The organism is Archangium violaceum Cb vi76 (assembly GCF_000733295.1).
GTDB classification, from domain to species: domain Bacteria; phylum Myxococcota; class Myxococcia; order Myxococcales; family Myxococcaceae; genus Archangium; species Archangium violaceum.
The window spans coordinates 36,077-54,455 of record NZ_JPMI01000017.1; the positions used below are offsets into that span (position 1 = coordinate 36,077).

The following is an 18,379-nucleotide window of genomic DNA, read 5'->3' on the forward strand; positions in this document are numbered from 1 at the left end:
CCGTCAGGGGGCCAGGTAGTGATCGAAGTGGTGGTCCATCGTGCGCGTGCCGTCGGGCAGGGTGATGCCTCCCATGAGCCACGGCGGAACGACGCCGCCCATCACGGCGGGCACGTTCATCGGCTGGCGCCGCGGATCCTGGTAGCGGGGCCCCGAGCCGGCCGTGAGCGCACCGGGACGCAACCCGGGCAGGGGCGCGGTGGAGGTGTGGCAGGTGAGGCAGAAGGTGTTGGCGCTGGTATCGGGCCGGGGCGAGGCCGCCTGGAACGTGGGGAGGGCCAGCTTCTGCGCGCGCTTGCACCGGGAGGCCAGGGACGGGTTCGCATGCGGGTTCTTGTGGACGCGGTCGATGCACAGGTGCTCGCCGTACTGGGCGGGGTAGTCGCGTGGATCCACATGGGAGCCGAGCCGCATCTGTTCACACACCAGCGTGGGGAATCCCGGGTATTGGTTCGCCAGGTCCCGGAGTCTGAACAGGGCGGGGTGCGAGGACTCTCCGGTGTACGTGGTGATGTCCACCAGCGTCCCGAGCGCGTTGTTGCAGATGTGCTCGTCGAGCCACGCGGCCTGCGCGTCCTGGGCCGACAGGGAGTAGACGCGGAACTCATCCACCCAGCCGAAGAACGGGAGCCTCGACTGTCCCGGGACGAAGGCCGGCCCCGGATCGCCCACCGTCATCCACGTCCAACCGTTGACGGTGTCCTCCATGAGGTTGAAGCCGGTGTCCGTGGGCGCGACGGCGAGCGTCGTGACCGGGGTGCCGTTGACGTGGAACTGGAGCGTGCGCTGGCCGGCCCGGGTGAAGATCTTCACGCCGAGGTGGAAGAACTGGCCCTGCTGGACGAGCGAGCCGAGGTTCACCGTGTACTGGCTTCCGGTGGCGCCGTTGTACACGGCCAGCTCGTGCCACGTGGCACCGGTGAAGTCCTTCGCCGCGACGAGCCCGATCCACGAGTTGTCCGGGAAGTAGAAGAGGGTGCGCGGGAGGGTGCGGGCGGTGGCGAAGATGACCTTGGTGGGGAACGGCTGGCGCGAGTCGAGCCAGAGGCCGAGGTACCAGTCACGGCGCGAGGGTTGGACGGGGTAGCCCATGTCCATGAAGTCGTTGACGCCGTCCAGCCACACGCCCTTGCCGCTGACGCCACCCAGGGCCACGGGCTCGATGCGCGCGCCGCCGCGGAGCCGCAACGAGCTGGGCCCCTGGAGGTTCTCGGTGCCGTGGGCGGCGCTGGTGGTGGCCGCGTTCTGCACCAGCGGGTTGCGCGCGAAGCGGAAGTCCGCGATGTCCCCGCCCCGCACGTAGGCCCAGGCATTGCGCATGGGGACGAACCCGTCCTTGGGGAACGTCTCGGCGCGCTGGGCGCCGAAGGGTGAGACGTCCATGCGCATGGGCGCGTTCATGTGGGCGACGACGAAGGCCTGCTTGTTCAGGTACTCGTCGAAGGCCACCTCGGAGGTGCGCTGGGTGTTGGACTGGACGTTCCACACCACGTCGAAGGGCAGCGTGGGCCGCAGCGCGTCGAAGTGGTTGAGCTGGTTCTCGAAGGAGAAGATGGCCGAGCTGCCCTGGGGCGTCAGCGAGAGGTCATCACCGGCGTAGAGGCGCAGCCCGAAGGTGCGCGTGAGGCCGTCGGAGCGGTTTCCTCCCAGGTCGGTGATGTTCAACCCGTTGTCGAGGATGACGGCCTTGCCGTGGGTCCACGCGCCCAGCACGGAGATGGCCTGCGCGGGAGAGCGGTCCGGGTTGAACGCCGCGCGCTCCCAGTCGTTCCGCGGCGGGGCGGAGAGGGTCTGGGTGGAGACGTTGGGCCCGGACTGCTCCCGGAGGAGCATCTGGCGCGCGTAGTAGCCGTCGTGCGGATTGTTCTTCGCCGCGAAGAAGAGGTTCTTGCCCTCGCGGTCGAGCCACGCGTACGCGCCCTGGTCGCGCACGCCGAACGGGATGGCGTTGCCCATCGAGTCGCGGAACGGTCGCGGCACTCCGCCGATCACCTGGGACTTCGCGATCTCGTAGCGGCCGTTCACCTCGGGATCCATCGGCATCATGCTGATGGGCTTCATGTGCGCCCAGCCCTCCGCGCGGCAGGCATTGGGCGAGTACGAGTAGAAGAGCCCGTCCATGTTGAGGACGAGCAGCCGGCCGTCTCCGCTCACCGTGGGCTCGAAGAGGAAGAGGGGCTTGCCCTCGCCCGAGGCGGGCCGCGTGTGGACGCCGTTCCAGTAGCCGCCGTTGCCGATGACGGAGTCCTCGTCATCCTCCACCTGGAAGCGCGAGCGCGAGGACTGCCGGTCGAAGAACTGGCACCACTTGGGAATGTTGGGGCCCGTGGCGCGGGGATAGGTGTAGATGGGCTTGCCGAAGATATTGCCCAGCAGGACCTGGTCGTAGCACTTGAAGCCGGGATGGCTGCTGAGGACCTTCGCCCAGTTGACCTGGTTGGTGCCCGAGTGCGTCCAGGTGGGGTTGTTGCCATCCAGATCACTCCAGGGCGTCTCATGCACGTTGAAGGGCCGGAAGGGAGGCAGCTCCCACTGAGGGAGGGACTTCACCTCGCCCTCGGGGTTGCGCGGGTAGATCCACAATCCCCAGCCGCTCGAATCCCAGCCCTGCAGCTCTCCGGCGGACAGCTTCTTCGGGTCGCGCACGAACACGGTCACGTCCACCGAGCGCAGCTCCCACCGGTTGGGGTCCTCCGCCGCGGTGAGCCCATACAGGAACGAGATGTCGTAGCAGTCGCCGGTGATGAGAGGGGAACCCGCCTCGTAGCGCGCCTGGCACTTGAGGGGATTGTGCTTGCTGGAGACGTAGGCCGGCGCCGAGTCCTCACAGAGCGTGCTGTGGAGGGCGTCGGGGAAGAAGCCGTTGTTCCGCGTCTGCAGCGAGGAGAAGAGCGGGTTGTAGTAGATGAAGGGGTGGTTGCCGGGCTGATGACCTGGCTGCGAGAACAGGGAGCCCTTGGCGGCGAAGTCGTACTTGAGGTCCTGGCCGAGCACCTCGGGGCGGAACGTGACGAGCGTGGTGCCCTCGCCGCAGCCGCGGCAGCCGCCGCGCAGGGACAGGCGCCCGTCGTTGGTGCTTCGGGTGAAGGGGAGTACCTGCTGGGCTCCGTTGGCGTCCGAGGCGGCAGGGAGACGGGGGCCGTCCCAGAAGTACTCGAAGGGAGGGTAGGGCTGCACCTTGCCCACGAGCGTGGAGGGGAGCAGCGTCGGCGGTTGCCCCGGGGTCTGGTAGGGCCGCCAGGCGGCGGACAACTCCCGGAAGATGCTGGGCCGCTGCGGATTCGCCTCGTTGTAGCAGTTGTCGATGCGGCTGTAGTCGGTGGAGCACGGCGCCGTGCCCACGAGCGCCACGTCGGTGAAGAGCGTGGGAGTGTCGAGTGCCGACTCCACCGTGCCGGGCTGCTCTTCCTGGGTGGGCGCCGGTGTCTCGGTGCACGCCGCGGAGACCACCAGCAGGAGCAGGACAGGCCAGGAGCGGGGTGCTGGAAGCTTCGATTCTGGACGCATGTGGCCGTCTAACAGACCCGCACATCAGGAATCCAATGTGAACCATTCAATTCCGGTGCGGCTGTCGCGGCGTTGATCTGTCCGACATGCCTCCCAGGGAGGGAGAAACACTTCCCATGCTGGTGCTCGTGCTTACCCTCGCAGCCCCAGAGGGGTTGGGAGGCGGGCATGGCGAAAGGCGTTCGGATCATCGGGGTGTTGGCTGCCGTACTCTGCCTCCTGGGCCTGGCCGGGGGCTGCGAGGAGACCGGGACGGGGACGGGCGAGCCGAATGGTGGCGGGCGCGACAATTCCCCGGTGCAGCGCTCGGATGGCGGAGAGCCGGACATCGTGGACGGGGGGCCGACGACGCCTCCTCCCTTGGACGGGGGGACGGATCCGGTTCCACTTCCCCCGCATGACGGGCAGGCGATCCGCAAGGAGAACGCGCGTCCGGGGACGAATGCGTGGCGCATCACCAGGCGGGCCGCCAACAACAACGAGATTGAAGGGTATGCGCTCGTCTCCACGGTGACGCAGGGCGAGCGGGTGCCGATCGCGGTCTCGGTGACGGGAGGGCCGCACAAGTTCAGTTGGGAGGTGTACCGGCTCGGCTATTACGGAGGGCAGGGAGGCCGGGAGGTGGTGCGCGGAGGGCCGCTGCAGGCGGTGCCGCAGGCGCCGTGCCCGCCGCGGAAGCCCACGGGCATCATCGCATGCAACTGGACGCCCACGTTGGAGCTCGAGACGAACGCGAGCTGGGTGCGCGGGGTGTACGTGGTGAAGCTGGTGCGGGATGACGGTTACCAGCGCTACGTGCCGTTCTTCGTGAGGGACGTGCAGCCGCGCTCGGAGGTGACGGTGATCATCCCGACGGCGACGTGGGCGGCCTACAACACCTGGGGTGGCACGAGCCTCTACGACGACAAGTTCCGCGTCACCGGGAAGGGCCGGGCCTTCCAGTCCTCGTACGATCGGCCGTACCACCGGGGTTACGGCTCGGGGCACCTGCTGGATGACGAGCAGGGGCTGATCATGTGGTTGGAGGCCCAGGGCCTGGACGTGGCGTACGTGACCAACGAGGAGCTGGATCGGAGCGGGGACTCCCTGACCGAGGCGAAGGTGCTGGTGATGTCGGGGCACGACGAGTACTGGACGCGGACGATCCGTGACCGGGCGGACAAGGCGGTGGCCGAGGGCCGGTCGCTCATCAATCTCGGAGCGAACCAGGCCTACTGGCAGGTGCGGCTGGAGCCGGCGGCGGATGGGCGGCCGAGGCGCATCGTCACCTGCTACAAGGGCGACGCGTTGGATCCCTCGGGGGTGAGGAGTCCGGATCGGACGGCGAAGTTCAGGGACCTGGCCACGCCGCGTCCGGAGAACGCGCTGTTGGGGGTGATGTTCTCCAGCCGGTGGCACCAGTTCGCGTTCCCCACGGTCATCACGAATGCGAACCACTGGGCCTTCGAGGGGACGGGGCTGAGGAACGGGGACACGCTGTGGAAGGCGAACGGCTACGAGCAGGACCAGGTGGTGGACAACGGCCAGTCGCCGGCGGGGCTGGAGGTGCTGGCGGAGTCGCCGGCGTTGTCGCTGCAGGGGGCGTTCGGCTTCGGGCAGATGGTGGTGTTCCGCAAGGGGAACGCGTGGGTGTTCTCGTCGGGAGGCATCGACTTCGTGCACACGCTGGGGACGAGTGACGCGGCGGATCCGCGCGCGGCGCGCCTGGTGGCGAACGTGCTCTATCGCGCGCTGGGGAGGTCGGTGCCGGAGGATCTGGTGGTGCTCCAGGCGGCGCCGTTGCCGAAGCCGAGAGGCTCCTACGCGCCAGTGGTACGCACGGTGGCGGGAGAGGCGGGGCGGCGAGGAGACCAGGATGGAGGGCCGGGGCGTGGGCTGCTGGCGGCGCCCGTGGCGGTGGCGGTGCTGCCCGGTGGTGGCTGGGCGGTGGCGGACGCGCTGGCCAACAAGGTGAAGCGGGTGGCGCCGGATGGGAGCATCTCGACGCTCTCGTCGGTGCGGCTCAACGGCCCGATGGGGATTGCCGCGGACGCGCAGGGGAACGTGTACGTCTCCGACTCGGACAACTACTGCATCCGCCGCATCACGCCGGACGGGACGACGACGGTGTTCGCCGGGGCGGTGATGGAGCCGGGCCTGGTGGATGGGCCGGCGGCGCAGGCGCGCTTCAACCAGCCGGCGGGGCTGACCATCACGCCGCAGGGGGAGTTGCTGGTGGCGGACCTGGGCAATGGCGTCATCCGGCGGATTGAGCTGCTGGCTCCGGACAGTCCGGTGACGACGCTGCCGGCGAACCTGTGGCTGTACCGGCCCTCGGCGGTGGCGCAGGGGCCGGACGGGACGGTGTACGTGGTGGAGACGGGCATGGCGCGCGTGATGGCCTTGCGCAACGGCACGGTGAGCGTGGTGGCGGGCTCTCCGCCGGGTGGCTTCGCGGACGGTACCGGGGAGAACGCGCGGATGCTGCCGTACCTGGGTCTGGCGGTGCTGGCGGACGGGAGCCTGGCGGTGTCGGATCCGGGCAACTACCGGGTGCGGCGCGTCACCCCGAGTGGCGAGGTGACGACGCTGGCGGGCTCGGGCCGCTTCGGTTCGCGGAATGGAAACGGGGGCGACGCGGAGCTGGTGTTGCCCGCGGGGCTCGCGGTGGGCCCGGACGGAACGCTGTACGTGGCGGAATCGGGCAACGCGCTGTTGCGCGCCATCACGCCGTGAGCTGATTCACCCAGTGCTCGAGACCCGCCGGCCTCCCGGGCCCGTGCTTCACCAACTGGTCCGACTGTTGGACCAGTTGCTCGTGGTCGGCCCCGGCGGGCTCAGCGTCCGGGGCCGCGCATGCCGCCCGGAGGAGGGCCGGGGCGGACGTCCAGCTCCTGCCGCATGCGCCGCTGATCCGGCGTCTCCTTCGGCAGCTCCACGAAGCCGCACATCTCGCAGAGGCGGCTGTAGATGCGCTCACCCACGCGCTCGCGCAGCAGCTCCACGTCGCGGGCCGCGCTCTTCGCGTCCTCGGTGGTGCGGTAGCCGCTCGGCGCCGCGGTCCGGACGCTCTTGCGCTCCGGTTCCAGCGAGTAGTTCGTCGCGAAGAGGGTGGTGCGCCCCGCGTTGTAGCGCCGGGCGATCAGCTCATCGAGCGTCTCCATCTCGAACTGGCTGCCGCGGCCCTTGCCCAGCTCGTCGATGGCCAGCACCTCCACGTCCGACAGGGGGCCGATGATCTCCCCGCCGCTCTTGCCCTCCTGGAAGCCTCGCCGGATGGTGGCGTAGAGCAGGGAGATTTCCACGTAGCGCGCCTCCAGGCCCACCTCGAGCACCAGGTGCTTGAGCGTGGCGGCCAGCAGGTGCGTCTTCCCCGTGCCCACCGGGCCACTGAGGACGAAGCCCTTGTTCACCCCGCCCTTGCTGTAGTGGTGGGCGAAGTGCATCGCCAGGTTGCGGGCCCGGTCCTGCGCCTCGTTGAAGGCCCGGTAGTTCTCGAAGTTCGAGTGCGCCACCACGCCGGGCAGCCCCACCTGGTTGAAGTGCTCCATGCGCCTGGCCCGGTGTTGACAGACACAGGGCACGAGCACCTCGTAGCGCTTGGGGCCCACCTTCGCGCTGAAGGTCTCCTCGCGCGTCTCGTACGCGTACCCGCGTCCCTCACACAGCCCGCACCGGGCCGAGCACGTGCACACCCGTGCGTTCGCCCGGTCTCCGCGCCGCTCGATGAGGTACGTCCGCCCACCACACTCGCCACACACCTCGCCGCTCGCCTTGATGCCCATGTCCGCAGGCCATAGCAGAGCATCCTGACGCTCGTCAGCCTCCTACATGGACGTTCAGCGACCTACCTCTCTACGAATCCATCAGCCCCAGTCGTCGGCGCACCACCGCCAGTAGCCGGAAGCGCCGAGACAGCCGCCGCGCCCGGAGGGACATGTACTGCTGATCCGTGTCCTCTCCCCGGGCCGTGCGCCACAGCTCCCGCCGCTCGGAGAAGGGCAGGGCGCGCAGCAGCATCATCCCCACCAGCGTCTCCAGGGTCTCCATCTTCGCGAACTCGGTGGGCACCTCGCGCAGCACCACCTCCAGCAGCCGGTGGACACGGGGGGCCAGCGCCGGCTCCCGCTCGGCCAGCCGCTCCAGCGAGGCCTGCAACTGGGCGTGGCGCAGCTCCTCCCACGAGCGTGTCCGGGCCGCGCGCCGGGTGCTCTCGGTGCCCGCGCCCGCCGTGCGCTCGCGGTGCTTCTTGATCTCCGCCTCCACCTGCTTGCGGCACGCCCGGAGGCTGCGCAGCACCGGCTCCCCGGGGCGCGCGTCCCACATCGCCTTCTCCGCCGAGCGGGTGATGCCCCGCGCCACCACCTCGAAGGGAACTCCCTGTTCGGCCCAGGACGTCAAAAGCTCCACGTCGAGCGCGGACAGCATCAATCCGCTGCCACGGATGGCGAGGAAGTAGTCCTGCACCAGCTCTTCGAAGCTGGCGCTCTCGGGCAGGAGGCTCATGGGGTGCTACATCTCCCTGGTGGGCAGCCGGACGGCCGGGCGCAAGATTCCCCCTTACCAGGAGGGGCTGACAGCGCAACCCACGGAACGCTTTCCGCACAGCCCTTTTGAAAACTTTCCGGCTGGGTCCAAGCAGCCCGGCATGCCCCCAAGGGGCTGTTGACCGGCCCCAACGCACCGCGCATAGTGCGCGCCTTCCAGATGGAAATTCCCGAAGAGTCCCGGACACTTGCCGAGCAGGCGAGGGGCCGGGCCGGAAGAACCCAGCAGAGGAACCCCATGCGCCGCACGCTCCTCCTCAGCCTTCTGCTCCTGGCCACGACGGCCAACGCGCAGGAAAAGAAAGCGCCGCGCGACGCCAACCTCGGCAAGAAGAGCTCCACGGCCGTGGTGGACAAGTCGCTCGCTGGCGATATCAGCCGCAAGAAGGAGAAGCAGGACAACGCGCCCGCCCTCCAATACGACCAGTTCCGTCTCGGCGTGGAAGGGCAGGTGGCCACCAAGCGCCGCGAGCAGATCGAGTCGCTCAAGAAGATCATCTCCCTCTCGGCGGACCAGAAGGAGCAGCCCGCGCTGCTCTTCCGCCTGGGCGAGCTATACTGGGAGGAGTCGAAGTTCTACTTCTTCGAGGCCAACCGCAAGGACGACGAGCTCATCGAGGCGATGAACCGCGGTGACTCCGCGGGCCAGAGCCGCGCCAAGGCGGGCAAGGCCGAGCTCCTCACCCGGCAGAAGCAGTACGGCAGGCTCGCGCTCGAGCAGTACACGAAGATCGTCCAGGAGTACCCGGACTTCGAGCGCTCGGACGAGGTGCTCTTCTTCCTCGGCACGTACCTGATGGAGGACGGCCAGGCCCGCAAGGCGCTGGTGGCCTTCAAGCGCCTGGTGGAGAAGTACCCGAAGTCCAAGTACATGCCCGACGCCTACCTGGCCTTCGGCGAGTACTACTTCAACAACTCGAAGGGCAAGCACTCGGACCTGGAGAAGGCGCTCGCCGCCTACAAGAAGGCCGCCGAGTTCCCCGAGAGCCAGGTGTACGCCTTCGCGCTCTACAAGCAGGGCTGGTGCTACTTCAACCTCGGCGACTACACCAACGCCAAGGACAAGTGGAAGGCCGTGGTGCTCTACGGCGAGCTGGCCGGCGCGCAGGCCCTGGAGAAGGACGGCGCGGCCAACAAGAAGGGCAACTCGCTGGCGCGCGAGGCGCGCACCGACTACGTCCGCGCCTACGCCCGCGAGGGTGACGTGACGCTGGCCCGCGAGGACTTCTCCAAGGTCGCCACCAACCCGGAGGACCGCTTCGCGATGATGCGCACGCTCGCCAACATGTATTACGGCGAGGGCAAGGACCGCGAGGCCGCCATCACCTACAACAGCCTCATCAAGGAGAAGCCGCTCTCTCCCGAGGCTCCCGGCTTCCAGGGCCGCATCGTCGACATCGTCCTCCGCATGGGCAACAAGGAGCGCACCGTCACGCAGGTGCGCCGGCTCGTGAAGATCATGAAGGAGGTCGAGGGCTCCGGCGTCATCAAGGAGGAGAAGGACAAGAAGGCGCTCGCGGAGGCCAAGGATCTGGCCGAGCGCACCCTGTCCAACCTCGCCGTCACCTGGCACAACGAGGCGAAGAAGACGCGCGAGGAGGCCACGTTCGGCTACGCCGACATGATCTACTCGGACTACCTCACGCTCTTCCCGGAGAGCTCCAAGGCGTATGATCTGCGCTTCTTCTGGGCCGAGCTCCTCAACGACAACCTCCAGAAGTTCGACAAGGCCGCGGCCAACTACACGCTCGTCGTGTTGCAGGACGTGAAGCTGCTGGAGGCCAAGGACGAGCAGGGCAACCCCAAGCCCGGCAAGCCGGGCAAGTGGCTCAACAACGCCGCGTACAACGCCGTGCTCGCCTATGACGAGATGGTGAAGGACGCCGAGGCCAAGGGGATGTTCAAGGATGAGATCAGCAAGGACATCCGCAAGAAGGCCAACATCCCGCAGGGCAAGAAGGATCTGCTGGAGGCCTGCGAGCGCTACCTGAAGTACGTGCCCAAGGGTGACAAGAAGGTGGAGATCGCCTTCAAGGCGGCCAACATCTACTACCGCCACAACCACTTCGACGAGGCGGTGCTGCGCTTCAGCGAGATCGCGCTCGGCTCGCCCGAGTACAAGTTCGAGTCCGGCGAGCGCGCCGCGGAGATCGCCGCCAACCTGATCCTCGACTCGTACAACCTGCTCGAGGACTGGGCGAAGGTGAACGAGTGGGCGCGCAAGTTCTACGCCAACGACAGGCTGGCCACCGGCAAGTTCCGCGACGAGCTCTCCAAGGTGATCGAGCAGTCCGCCTTCAAGCTGGTGAGCCAGCTCGAGGCGAAGAACCAGTTCGAGAAGGCGGCCGAGGCCTACCTGGCCTTCGTGGCGGACTTCCCGCAGACGGAGATCGCCGACGTGGCGCTCTTCAACGCCTCGGTGGACTACTACAAGGCGAAGATGCTGGATAAGGCCATCCAGGTCCGCCAGCGCATCATCGAGCAGTACCCGTCCTCGCGCTTCGTGCCGGAGTGCATCTACAACAACGCGGAGGCGTTGGAGGCCATCGGTGACTTCCTCGAGTCCGCGGACGTGTACGAGCAGTACGTGGACGGCTACGAGGCCAGCAAGAGTGGTGGCGCCGCGAAGTCGGCCCCCGCCCGCGCCAGGAAGGGCAGGGGCAAGGGCAAGGGCAAGGCGGTCGTGGTGTCCGACAAGCCCGGTGCCCCGCAGAAGTGGGAGGAGGCCAAGGCCCAGGTGGCGCTCTTCAACGCGGCCACCTACCGCGAGGGGCTCGGCCAGCTCAAGGAGGCGCTGTCCCTGCGCGAGCGCTACCTGACGCTCTGGCCCAAGGCCAAGGACGCCGAGGACGTGTTCCTGGCCATCGTGGACCTGCACGAGAAGACGGGCAACTACATCAAGGCCATGACGCAGCTGGAGGAGTACGAGCGCCAGTACATGCGCAGCCCCAGCAAGTTCCTCATGGCCGAGGGCCGCATCGTCGACATCTACGAGAACAAGCTGCGCCGTCCCAAGGACACCGAGCGCCTCTACAACCGTATCCTCGACTACTACGAGAAGCTGCCCAGGCGGCTGCAGCAGTCGCTGGAGAAGTCGGCGCTGGAGCCCGTGGCCCGTGCCCAGTTCCGCAGCGTGGAGCCGGACTTCCAGTTCTACTCGCGCGTGAAGCTGTCCTGGGGCCGGCCGGCCAGCCCGGAGAAGTTCAAGGCCTCCATCAAGGACAAGAACGACTCGCGCGCGGTGGTGGAGAAGAAGTACGTGCAGACGGTGCAGATCGGCGCGGCCGAGCCCGGTATCTGCGCCCTGTACCGCCTGGGTCTCGTGTACGACAACTTCGCGGACAAGCTCATCAACGCGCCCATGCCCCCGGGCATCGACGAGGAGACGGAGGGCGCGCTGCGCGAGGAGTTCGGCAACAACGCCCAGCCGCTCAAGGAGAGCGCCGCCGAGGCCTTCGGCAACGCCGTGGCCAAGGCCCGCGAGCTGGACATCTTCAACAACTGCGCGGCCGAGAGCCTGAAGATGCTGCGCAACACCTACCGCCCGGATCAGTTCCCCACGATGGTCGAGGACAAGGTGGCCCTCTCCAAGGGCCGTGACCTGGTCATCGGTGGAGACCTGCTCACCGCCATCCAGGACGTGCCGCCGCCCGTCGTCGAGACGGCCGCGGCCGAGCAGACGCAGACCCAGCAGGCCGCCGAGGACGTGTCGGATCTCGCCAGGCGGCTGCAGCAGCAGACGGCCACCCAGGTCGATGGTCCGTCCGCTCCCACCAAGGAGGGGACGCCCAAGAAGGCCGGGACGGACGAGCAGGAACCGGAGGACTTCCTCTAATGAATCGCCCCCCCATGATGCGCTCACTCCTCCTGGCCTCGCTCGCGGCGCTGTTCGCCGCGGGCTGCACGGGCACCAAGGCCGCCTCGGATACCGGCACCACCGCTGGCAAGACGAACGTCAAGCCCAACGAGCCGGTCCCCATCTCCAACCGCGCCAAGCTCCTCTTCGAGGACGCGCTCGGAGCGATGGAGGCCCAGAAGAAGGCCAACGCCTTCGACTACCCGTCGCTCGAGCGCAAGTTCAAGGCCGCGCTGGACGCGGACCCGAACGTGGCCGAGGCCGAGTACAACCTCGGTGTGCTCGCCGAGCGGCAGGGCAACACGCAGGAGGCCGTCTCCCGCTACCAGGCGGCCCTCAAGAAGAAGCCCACCCTGCGCCAGGCCTCCGAGAACCTGGCGGTGATCGCCCAGAACGCGGGTGACGTCTCCGGCGCGGTGTCCCTCTACCAGGGCATCCTCAAGATCTACCCGGACGACGGCAACGCCCGCGCCCGTCTGGCGGAGATCTACCGGCAGACCGGTGACCAGGAGAAGGCCATGGAGCTGGCGCGCGCCGCCCTCATGCGCGAGCCCCAGTCCGTCACCGCCTACAAGGTGATGATGCGCAGCTACCTGGAGCGCAAGCAGCTGGCCATGGCCAAGCTGGTGGCCCTGCGCGCCATGAAGATCGACCAGAACGATCCCGAGCTGCACCACACCATCGGCCTCGTCCTCCTGCAGGAGGACAAGAAGGACGCGGCGCGCCTGTCCTTCAAGCGCGCCATCGAGGTCCGCGCCGACTACGTGCCCTCGCGCGTGCAGCTGGCGCAGATGGAGCTGGACTCGGAGGACTACCCCGGCGCCGAGGAGCACCTGCGCCGCATCCTCCAGGCCGACAGCAAGAACGCCGCCGCCCACCTCAACCTCGGCATCGCCTACAAGGGCCAGGGCCAGCTGGACAAGGCCATGCAGGAGTACGACGAGGCGGAGAAGCTCGACCCGAACATGGCCGCCGTCCACTTCAACCGCGCTGTCCTGTTGCACCGCCACAAGGGCGCTCCGGAGCGGGCCATCGAGCTGTACCGCAAGTACATCGCCATGTCCGGCGGTGAGGTGGCCCTCAACGCCGAGCACCCCATCTTCGGGCTGCTGCGCGAGGCCGAGACCATCGTCCAGGCCCAGCGCGAGGCCCTGGCCGCCGAGGAGCAGCAGAAGCAGCTCGAGGCGCTCCAGAAGCAGCAGCAGGAGGCGATGAAGGCCGAGGAGGCCAGGCAGGGTGGCGATGTCACCCCCGCCTCGGGTTCCGGCACCCCGGCGCAGACCACCCCGGCCGGTGGCACTCCGCCTCCCGCCGCCACCACTCCGCCCGCCGACGGCCAGCCCGCCACCGCGCCTGCGCAGAAGAATCCAGCCAAGGCGGAACCCGCCGAGCCGTCTGACGACATCTTCTAGGAGTGTGTGGCGAGGGTGGGGGGAATGATGCGAACCTTCGTCCGCTGGCGCCGGATTCCGGCGCTGGCGGACGTGCTGCGGAACCCCGGAGAGGGAACCGCTCGGAGAAAGTCATGCGGAAGCTCCTGATGCTGTGCGTGGTACTCGCGGTGAGCCCGGCTGTTGCCCAGGACGAGGGAGAGAGCGCGCCTCGCCGGGAGGCGGGTGGGGGTGGCAAGGCCCAGAAGGGCGGCTCCCAGAGCATCGACTTCGAGGACGACACCATCGAGGGTGACCTCACCAAGCCCGACGGCGAGTACGTCGAGGCGCGCAGCAAGGTCCAGCACTCCAACCTGATCCGCATCCGCGAGGACTTCGAGGACAAGGTGATGCAGTCGGTGGGTGAGCTGTAGAAAAAAGCCGGGAACCCGCCACCGCACGCGTTGTCCTAGAGATCGCCGAAAGCCAACTGGGGAATTTCCATGCCCGTCCCTCTGACACTCAAGGTCTTCAAGGGTGAGACACTCGTCACCGCGAAGGACTTCGAGCGTGACATCATCAAGATCGGCCGTCTCGCCTCCGCACACCTGTGCCTGGAGGACGAGAAGGTCAGCCGCATCCACTCCGTCATCGAGGTAGCCGCCGACGGCAGCCTGTCGATCATCGACATGGGCAGCGTCGAGGGCACCTACGTCAACGGCAAGCGCGTCAACAAGGGTCAGCTGGCCTTCGGTGATGAGATCAAGGTCGGTGGCACCACCATCCGCCTGGAGAATCCCGCCGCCGTGGCCGCGGTGAACCTGGCGACCGCCGCGGCGAGCACCCCGCCAGCGACGGCTCCAGTGGCCCCTGTCGCCGAGACCCCGCTGGCCGTGGGCCTGTCCCAGGCGGCGGTGTCCCCGGCCGCCGCGGCCGCCGTGACGCCCGCCCCCGTGCCGGTGGTGGTGCAGCAGCCGGTGGCCGCTCCCGCTCCGAAGGCCGCCGCGCAGCCGGTGGCGGCTCCCGTGGAGCATGCTCCCGCCGAGCCCGCTCCGCGCGTGCGCCGGGCCATCCGCAAGGGCAATGGTCCGCTCGGCCTGGGCCTCCACTTCATGTGGGGCGACCAGCGCGTGGGCGACTTCTTCCTCGCCGCGGGCCAGAAGCGCTCCTTCACCGTCGGCACCGCCAAGGGCGTCGACTTCATCATGGGTGACGCCAAGCTGGGCGGCGAGCGCTTCGAGGTGGTGCGCACCGACGGCCAGGGCTTCACCGTGCTCTTCACCGGCAAGATGAAGGGCGAGCTCACCCGCAAGGGCGAGAGCACGGACCTCAAGGCCGTCATCGAGTCCGGCAAGGCCACCCACGAGGGCGAGGCCTACGCGCTCACCCTCAAGGAGGATGACTTCCTCTGGGTGGACCTGGGCGGCGTGACGCTGGAGGTCGCCCACGAGTCCGCTCCCAAGCGCGCCATCGCGGCGCTGGGCGAGTCGATGGACTTCACCGTCATCAACATCTTCCTGGTGACGTTCTTCCTCGGCGCCATGTTCGTCATCGCCGCGGCCAACCACGCCGCGGCCGGTGACGAGTACGCGGACGAGCTGGCGGGCAACAACTCGCGCCTGGCCAAGCTCATCGTCAAGCCGCCCGAGACGCAGAAGAACAAGTTCCTCGAGAAGCTCAACCAGCAGAAGGCGGAGAAGCAGGCCGAGAAGGCCAAGGCGAAGAAGGACGACGGGGCCAAGAAGGAGGTCGTCAAGCAGACCAACCAGCCCTCGGCCCCCGCCAAGTCCGACAAGAAGGCGGCGGCCAAGAACATGGCGGCCAAGATCTTCGGCGGCAAGGGCGGCGCCTCCAGCCTCTTCGGCGGTGGTGGCCTCGGCGGTGACCTGAAGAGCGCCATGGGTGGCCTCGTTGGCAAGGGCAGCATGGTGGGCGGCCTCGGTGGCCTCGGTCTGAAGGGCGGCGGTGGCGGTGGCGGTGGCGGTGGTAGCGTCATCGGCATCGGCGCGGTCGGCACCAAGGGCCGCGGCGGCGGCATGGGTGGCTACGGCTCCGGCGTGGGCGGCCTGGGTGGCAAGCAGAGCGTGGACGTGGGCATCGCGGCCGAGGACGCCACGGTGAGCGGCTCGCTCGACAAGGAGCTCATCCGTCAGGTCATCCAGCGCAACAAGTCGCAGATCAAGTACTGCTACGAGAGCCTGCTCAACCGCTACCCGAAGCTGGGCGGCAAGGTGTCCGTCCGCTTCATCATCGCCTCCGAGGGCAACGTCATCAGCTCCTCCGTGGCCCAGTCCACCGCGGGCAACTCCGAGCTGGAGCAGTGCGTGGCCGGCCGCGTCCGCACCTGGTCCTTCCCCAAGCCCAAGGGCGGCGGCTCGGTGACCGTCACCTACCCGTTCATCTTCAAGGCGGCCGGCGAGTAGCCTCCGCTGAGCAGTGAAAACATCCAGGTGGGCGGTTCCGCCACGGCGGGGCCGCCCACCTGCTTTTTGGCACTGGCGTCCAGGCGCTGCTGGGCTAACGTCCGCCCCCGCATGAAAGCCTTCCGCCCCTTCGTCGTTTGCGCCGCACTGACCCTCCCCGCGCTCGCGCATGCGCAGGCCGCTGGTGACAGGCCAGCCGAGTCCTTCGAGGAGATCGAGCGCGGCATCTACTTCTCGGTGTTCGGTGGCCCGTTCTTCATCGTCAATCCGCCGTCCACCTCGGGCCCGCGGCCCTTCTCTCCCGGGCTGACGGCCCAGTTGGAGGTGGGCGTGGACATTGGCGAGCGCCTGTCACTGGGCGTCTTCGTGATGGGTGCCTCCAACCGGGCGGGCTCGGAGTACGTGGGCAACTCGGGAGGCGCTGCCTCAGGTGACTTCTCCATGCTGGTGCCCGGCGCGGTGGCGCGCTTCCACCTGGTGGGTCTGGCCGATGCCCAGGAGGTCCAGCGTACGTGGATCTACGTCCGCGGCGGCGCCGGGTACGCCCTGTTCAGGCCGCAGCAACTCCTGCCGGACCCCGACATTCTGGTATTCGCCGGACCGGGACTGGAGTACTACACACGCCTTCGCCACTTCTCGGTAGGTATCGAGGTGACGGGCAGCTTCTTCGTCAGGTCTCAGTCATTCGGGTTCGCGGTGACGCCGAACCTTCGCTACGCGTTTTAGCGGGAGAAACACGTGCCTCAGGAGAATGGAAGCGGTGGACCGCGCGGTGGGCGTGGACCGGGCGGTGGGCCCGGCCAGGGGCCGCGCCGTGAGGGTCCGGGTGGTGGTTTCGGTGGTCGTGACGGGGGTTTCGGGGGTCGCGACGGAGGCCGCGGCGGCCGGGGCGATGGTCCCCGGGGTCGCGGGCGCGATCGTGCGGAAGGCCCCATCGGTCCGGGCCAGCGCGTCATCGCTGATTTGAGCACCCTGGAGAAGGCGCTGGGCAAGAGCGATTTCGCCGCCCAGAAGTCGCCGCTCGAGTCGATCGTCCGCTCGCTGCGCACCATGCGGGTGAAGTCGCTCGAGGAGCTGGATCTCAACGTGCGTGGCCGGCTCATCACCACGCTGCTGCGCGTGCAGCGCCAGACGCGGCCGCCCCAGCCCGAGAGCCCGGCGGCGGGTGAGTCCGGAGCCGCTCCGGCCGCTCCCGAGGCGAGCGCCGAGGCCACTCCGGCTCCCGCGGAGGCCACCGGGGGTGAGGCTGCTGCTCCGGCGGAGGGCGCTGCCGCTCCCGCGGAGGCCGCCGCCACGCCCGCGGCTCCCGCCGCGGATCCGGTGAAGGAGAAGTTCCAGGCCTACGTGGACGTCATGTACCTGGTGGGCCGTGCCTGGCGCGCCGCTGGAGATCCGGAGCGCGCCTCGGCGGCCTTCGCGCTGAGCGGCCGCGAGCCGCAGCCCGAGCGCGAGGAGCCCGCCGCCGCCCGTCCTCCCGCCGGAGAGCGCCGCGAGGGTGAGCGCGGTGAGCGTCGGGAACGGGGTGAGCGGGGTGAGCGCCGCGAGGGACGTGAGCGTGGCGAGCGTCGTGAGGGACGTGAGGGCGAGCGCCGGGAGCGTGGCGAGCGTCGTGAGCGTCCCGAGGGCGAGCGCCGGGAGCGTGGCGAGCGCGAGCGCCGGCAGCCGCTGCCCGAGCTGACGGGTGACTGGTCGGAGCAGGCGAAGCAGCTCGAGGGCATGGGCCGTACCCGCGACGCGGCGCGCATGCACGAGCGCAACAACTCCTTCACCGAGGCCATCCGGCTCTTCGAGGCCGGTGGCGACGTGAAGAGCGCCCTGCGCAGCGCGCTGGCGGGCAAGGACAACGATGCTGCCCGCCGCCTCATGGGGACGATCCCCGCCGAGCAGGTGCCCCAGGTGCTCGAGAAGGCGGGTGCCTACGAGCTGCTGATGGAGATCTACATCGGCAAGGGTGACTTCGAGAACGTCGCCCGGCTGTACGAGCGGGCCCGTCAGTTCGATCAGGCGGCGCTCGCCTACGAGCGTGCCGGGAAGCTGGCGCTGGCGCGCAAGGCGTACGAGCGCACCCGCGACTTCGCGGCGGCCAACCGCGTCCGGGACCTGGAGGTGAAGGCCCTGGTCGAGCGCGGGGATCGGCTCGGTGCGGCCACCCTGCTGGTGAACGCCGGCCGTGGCAAGGAGGCCGTGGAGGTGCTCGGGACGCTGCCGCCTCCCAAGGCCTTCCACTTCCTCAACCGGCTGAAGCTGGCGGACGAGGCCAAGGCCCTGGCGCAGAAGGAGCTCGCCCGCGCCGAGGCGGAGAACAAGCCCGCCGGCCGCGCCCGGTGGCTGGAGCTGCTCGGGGAGTCCGCCACCGCGGCGGCGCTCTACGAGGAGATCGGCCGCAAGGAGAAGGCCATGGTGCTCTACGAGCAGATTGGCCACCTGCCCAAGGCCGCCGCCCTGGCCGAGGAACTCCAGCTGAGGGACAAGGCGACCGAGTTGTTCACCAGGCTCGGTGACAACGAGGGCGTGCAGCGTGCCCAGACCCTGCCCGCCACTCCGCCGCCCAAGCGGCCCGCGGATGCCGCCGCGGCCGCCGAAGAGGCCGAAGAGACTGGCTCCGAGGGCGCGAAGGGCTCCGAGGGGAGCTCGTCCGCTCCGGCTGCAAACGAGCAAGAAAGCCAATAAATCTCGACAGTTGGCGGGATTTACGCG

At 68.6% G+C, this 18,379-nt stretch carries 10 protein-coding genes; 7 read left to right on the top strand and 3 right to left on the bottom strand.

Annotated features, from left to right (window positions below; genetic code table 11):
• Positions 1-3: 3 nt before the first annotated feature.
• Positions 4-3,507 carry a LamG domain-containing protein gene (locus tag Q664_RS03355; RefSeq protein ID WP_043389783.1) on the bottom strand — a complete coding sequence of 1,168 codons (3,504 nt, stop codon included), beginning with the start codon at positions 3,505-3,507 and terminating at the stop codon, positions 4-6.
• A 168-nt stretch (positions 3,508-3,675) separates the two neighbouring features.
• Here Q664_RS03355 and Q664_RS03360 point away from each other — a divergent pair, with 168 nt between their 5' ends.
• Positions 3,676-6,222 carry a N,N-dimethylformamidase beta subunit family domain-containing protein gene (locus tag Q664_RS03360; protein ID WP_043389784.1) on the top strand — a complete coding sequence of 849 codons (2,547 nt, stop codon included), beginning with the start codon at positions 3,676-3,678 and terminating at the stop codon, positions 6,220-6,222.
• A gap of 101 nt (positions 6,223-6,323) precedes the next feature.
• On the opposite strand, the gene Q664_RS03365 is transcribed toward Q664_RS03360, so the two are convergent.
• Together Q664_RS03365 and Q664_RS03370 are read right to left on the bottom strand one after the other, a co-directional pair.
• Complete coding sequence (locus Q664_RS03365) at positions 6,324-7,271, bottom strand: ATP-binding protein (RefSeq protein ID WP_043389785.1); 948 nt, start codon at positions 7,269-7,271, stop codon at positions 6,324-6,326.
• A gap of 70 nt (positions 7,272-7,341) precedes the next feature.
• Positions 7,342-7,992 (bottom strand): hypothetical protein, encoded by a 651-nt coding sequence (locus Q664_RS03370; protein WP_043389787.1) that lies wholly within the window; start codon positions 7,990-7,992, stop codon positions 7,342-7,344.
• A gap of 279 nt (positions 7,993-8,271) precedes the next feature.
• Here Q664_RS03370 and Q664_RS03375 point away from each other — a divergent pair, with 279 nt between their 5' ends.
• The 6 genes from Q664_RS03375 to Q664_RS03400 all read left to right on the top strand — a co-directional run bounded on the left by Q664_RS03375 (position 8,272) and on the right by Q664_RS03400 (position 18,352).
• Positions 8,272-11,868: a tetratricopeptide repeat protein gene (locus tag Q664_RS03375; RefSeq protein WP_235216533.1), complete on the top strand. Its 3,597-nt coding sequence runs from the start codon at positions 8,272-8,274 to the stop codon at positions 11,866-11,868.
• 14 nt (positions 11,869-11,882) lie between these two features.
• The gene (gene gltE, locus Q664_RS03380; protein ID WP_425117391.1) at positions 11,883-13,301 is read left to right on the top strand and encodes an adventurous gliding motility TPR repeat lipoprotein GltE; all 1,419 of its coding nucleotides are present in this window, start codon (positions 11,883-11,885) and stop codon (positions 13,299-13,301) included.
• Between the two features lie 113 nt (positions 13,302-13,414).
• The gene (gene cglF, locus Q664_RS03385) at positions 13,415-13,693 is read left to right on the top strand and encodes an adventurous gliding motility protein CglF (RefSeq protein ID WP_043389790.1); all 279 of its coding nucleotides are present in this window, start codon (positions 13,415-13,417) and stop codon (positions 13,691-13,693) included.
• A 69-nt stretch (positions 13,694-13,762) separates the two neighbouring features.
• Positions 13,763-15,682: an adventurous gliding motility protein GltG gene (gene gltG / locus Q664_RS03390; protein ID WP_043389792.1), complete on the top strand. Its 1,920-nt coding sequence runs from the start codon at positions 13,763-13,765 to the stop codon at positions 15,680-15,682.
• Positions 15,683-15,793: 111 nt separating this feature from the next.
• Positions 15,794-16,408 carry an adventurous gliding motility protein CglE gene (cglE, locus tag Q664_RS03395; protein ID WP_043389793.1) on the top strand — a complete coding sequence of 205 codons (615 nt, stop codon included), beginning with the start codon at positions 15,794-15,796 and terminating at the stop codon, positions 16,406-16,408.
• Between the two features lie 12 nt (positions 16,409-16,420).
• A complete protein-coding gene (locus Q664_RS03400) occupies positions 16,421-18,352 on the top strand; it encodes a tetratricopeptide repeat protein (RefSeq protein ID WP_043389794.1) in 1,932 nt (643 codons plus the stop codon).
• The last annotated feature ends 27 nt before the right edge of the window (positions 18,353-18,379 follow it).

Coding starts and splice junctions, on each gene's coding strand:
- cglE (WP_043389793.1), top strand. CDS start 15,794: ATGAAAGCCTTCCGCCCCTTCGTCGTTTGCGCCGCACTGACCCTCCCC.
- Q664_RS03355 (WP_043389783.1), bottom strand. CDS start 3,507: ATGCGTCCAGAATCGAAGCTTCCAGCACCCCGCTCCTGGCCTGTCCTG.
- Q664_RS03360 (WP_043389784.1), top strand. CDS start 3,676: ATGGCGAAAGGCGTTCGGATCATCGGGGTGTTGGCTGCCGTACTCTGC.
- Q664_RS03365 (WP_043389785.1), bottom strand. CDS start 7,271: ATGGGCATCAAGGCGAGCGGCGAGGTGTGTGGCGAGTGTGGTGGGCGG.
- gltG (WP_043389792.1), top strand. CDS start 13,763: ATGCCCGTCCCTCTGACACTCAAGGTCTTCAAGGGTGAGACACTCGTC.
- Q664_RS03375 (WP_235216533.1), top strand. CDS start 8,272: ATGCGCCGCACGCTCCTCCTCAGCCTTCTGCTCCTGGCCACGACGGCC.
- Q664_RS03370 (WP_043389787.1), bottom strand. CDS start 7,992: ATGAGCCTCCTGCCCGAGAGCGCCAGCTTCGAAGAGCTGGTGCAGGAC.
- cglF (WP_043389790.1), top strand. CDS start 13,415: ATGCGGAAGCTCCTGATGCTGTGCGTGGTACTCGCGGTGAGCCCGGCT.
- gltE (WP_425117391.1), top strand. CDS start 11,883: ATGATGCGCTCACTCCTCCTGGCCTCGCTCGCGGCGCTGTTCGCCGCG.